This is a genomic window from Novacetimonas pomaceti (assembly GCF_003207955.1).
In the GTDB taxonomy this organism is placed as follows: domain Bacteria; phylum Pseudomonadota; class Alphaproteobacteria; order Acetobacterales; family Acetobacteraceae; genus Novacetimonas; species Novacetimonas pomaceti.
On the sequence record NZ_NOXG01000072.1, the window covers coordinates 1 to 2,598 of the forward strand.

A 2,598-nucleotide genomic window follows, 5' to 3' on the forward strand; every position below is an offset into this window, starting at 1 on the left:
GAAGCCGGGAAGGACGGCCGTTATACCGATGACGGCTTCGCCTATGAGAAGGCGCAGCGCCAGTGGCTGGGTCAGAACACGCCTGAAGACGCACTGATCCTGCAGAGCGACGAGAACGGCGAGCCGGTCTTCGAACCCGGCATGGTCCGGATCTACTGGCAGCGCGAGGGCGCCACGAAATTCTTCTGGCTCGATCATCGCCTGAAGGTTCGCGAGGGCTGGTGCGTCCTGCCGGGCAGCGAGGCGGCGGGTCGCGTGACGCCGTCCGCCGTCATTGAAGCCCTGCCCGAAGGGCCACGGGAACGGCCCGATATCTCGGGGCGCGGTTTTGACATGATCGGCAGTTTCCGCACCCAGGCGCTGCATGCCGCATTGGACGGCATGCGGGGCTCTGCCGATCCATGGATCCTGGTCGGGCTGATGATCGCGGCCCTCAACGCGCAGAATGTCCGGGTGGACGGGGATTCCAACGCGCACTACCCGCAGCGCCGTCCGTCACGCCGGCTCGTGGCTGCCGCCGGACTGTTCCAGGATGGCGAGATGACGCTGGACGAGGCGGTCCTGCGTGGCGCTGCTGTCGACGTGCTCAAAGCCGTGCTGTCCTGCGAGAAGAACGCGACGAATAGCGGCGACTGGGGTGTCCTGGTCGGCCATATCGTGAAAGCGGACGACCATCTGCCTGCCATGGCGGATGAAAACTTCCTGAAAACGCTCAGCAAGTCCGGCATCACGAAGGCCATAAAGGCGGAAGGCATCCTGCCGCGCAATACCGGCAAGGAAATGCGCCGCGCCCTGATGGACCATGTCGGGCAGGGGATCTGGGTGCATCCTGCCGCGCGTTTCCAGGTCGATGTCGCAGCGCTGAACGCCACCTTCGCGGAAGCGCTCGCCCCGCCATCCGAAGCGGATGACGATGATGGGGACCTGGCGCATGACGACGAGACCGAGTTGGAAGACGACGCGGATGCCGATGCGCGGACTGGTGGCCCGGGAACCGATGATCCTGCCGCGACGGGCATTGAGCTCGATGAAGTGACTGACACGCCCACAGACCTGGCGGCAGATCAGGGGGATGAGGTGCCGCACGGCAGGGCCGAAAGTCTGGCTCCGCCATCGCAGACACCTGAAGAATTCCTCAGGACGCATGTTGAGTTTGTAGGCTTCAGCTGAGCGAGGCTGTTGCCGCCGTACGGCTCTGGCTCACGGCCCGTCGCCCCCAGTGGTGACGTCGGGCGGTGAGCCGGCAACGGCCTCTGGCAGGACGTCGACCGCGAAATTCTGCGATGCGCCCCAACCGGGCTTATCCGGAACGTCAGGTTACGCGTTCACTTGCGTCGGCGAAGGAGAACCGTGATGACCCATGAATACATGACGGAAAAGCGTCTGATCGGCAGGTATGTGGTTGAACTGGGCTTCCACCCGGATGGTGGGGTTCTGATCCGGACGCCTGAAATCTATCCGCCAGCGGCCCGCCGATGGCGGGGACCCTATGAGAGCGTGGAGGCGGCAGTGGTCGAATTTTCCGCTTTCACGGCGGTTCCCAGAGTCACGTCGGCCGAGCTAGCCCGGCTGAGAGAGCGCGGCTCTGTCACCGAAATCTGCGGAAAGGAGGTGATGGTGTGGCACTGCCCATGGCGGGAAGCCAAGACACTGAGCGAATTTGTCCTGTTAAGGGAGGACGGCAATGCCTGATTTTCGTGTCACGCTGGTTGAGCGCTTGTTTGAAGCCGATGCTGGCGATTTCATGGTCACGGCGAAGGACGCCGAGGCGGCTGCGCGGATCGTCCTCAATGCCGTCCCCGACAGTGTGGACTCTGACGGGATCCGGACCACTATTTTACCTGACGGCCAGGAAGTGGACCTTGAGGTCGAGGAAGTCGTCCATGGCGAGATCGTGGCCATGGTCCACGATGCCGGGACCGGCGTGCTGTAGGGACAGTTTGGGTTTTCCCTTGTTTTCAGCCCGGGGCGAGAGGCAGCCGCCGTTCTCGCCAGAGTGATGGATCGTGTCCTTGCGGATGACGATGAGCGGGACACCCATGCAGCCTGCGTGGTGCTGCGCCGGTATCTGCACGAATACCTGAACGCGGACGCATAGGAAGAGCAGGAAGACACAGGAAAAATATGCCCGAAGGGCCATCGCGCCTCAAACGGTGGCTCTTGTCCCGCTCCGCAGGCCTGCGATGCCGGCGCACGCGCCGCGTTTGACCCGCGATATCCCTTCGGACCGCCAGAAGACATTCAGACAAGGAGAATGTCCATGGTGACCGCAGGCCTGTTATCCCGCCAGGGAACTGTCGTGCCGGAGCCCGGAGAGATACCTGACCTGGCGGGTTATGATCACGTCATCATCGCCTGTTCCTTTGGCAAGGATTCCCTCGCCAGTACGCTGCACCTGCTTGAAAAGGGCGTGGCGCCGCAACGCATCGAGTGGTGGCACCATCGTGTGGACGATGACGGGGACGTTTTTGACTGGCCGCATGTACCCGATTACGGGCGGCATCTGGCTGCAGCCCTTGGCGTCAGGCTGTATTTCTCCGCCCGCCAGGGCGGGATCGTGCGGGAAATGCTGCGCGAGAATGCGCCGACCGCACCGGT

The 2,598-nt window shown here is 63.2% G+C and carries 2 protein-coding genes and 2 pseudogenes; all 4 read left to right on the forward strand.

All coding sequences use genetic code 11. The features are described 5' to 3' along the window. Positions 1-1,170: pseudogene (locus tag CFR71_RS15465) on the forward strand (ParB/RepB/Spo0J family partition protein); the annotation flags it as partial. A gap of 183 nt (positions 1,171-1,353) precedes the next feature. Beyond that, the gene (locus CFR71_RS15470; RefSeq protein ID WP_110096307.1) at positions 1,354-1,692 is read left to right on the forward strand and encodes a hypothetical protein; all 339 of its coding nucleotides are present in this window, start codon (positions 1,354-1,356) and stop codon (positions 1,690-1,692) included. Then, positions 1,685-1,933 (forward strand): hypothetical protein, encoded by a 249-nt coding sequence (locus CFR71_RS17085; RefSeq protein WP_239020163.1) that lies wholly within the window; start codon positions 1,685-1,687, stop codon positions 1,931-1,933. The genes CFR71_RS15470 and CFR71_RS17085 overlap by 8 nt, the downstream gene beginning before the upstream one ends. Positions 1,934-2,260: 327 nt before the next feature. Beyond that, positions 2,261-2,598, forward strand: a pseudogene (locus CFR71_RS15480) (phosphoadenosine phosphosulfate reductase family protein); the annotation flags it as partial.

Excerpts from the sequence above, each read along its gene's own strand:
- CFR71_RS15470 (WP_110096307.1), top strand. The coding sequence starts at position 1,354 with ATGACCCATGAATACATGACGGAAAAGCGTCTGATCGGCAGGTATGTG.
- CFR71_RS17085 (WP_239020163.1), top strand. The coding sequence starts at position 1,685 with ATGCCTGATTTTCGTGTCACGCTGGTTGAGCGCTTGTTTGAAGCCGAT.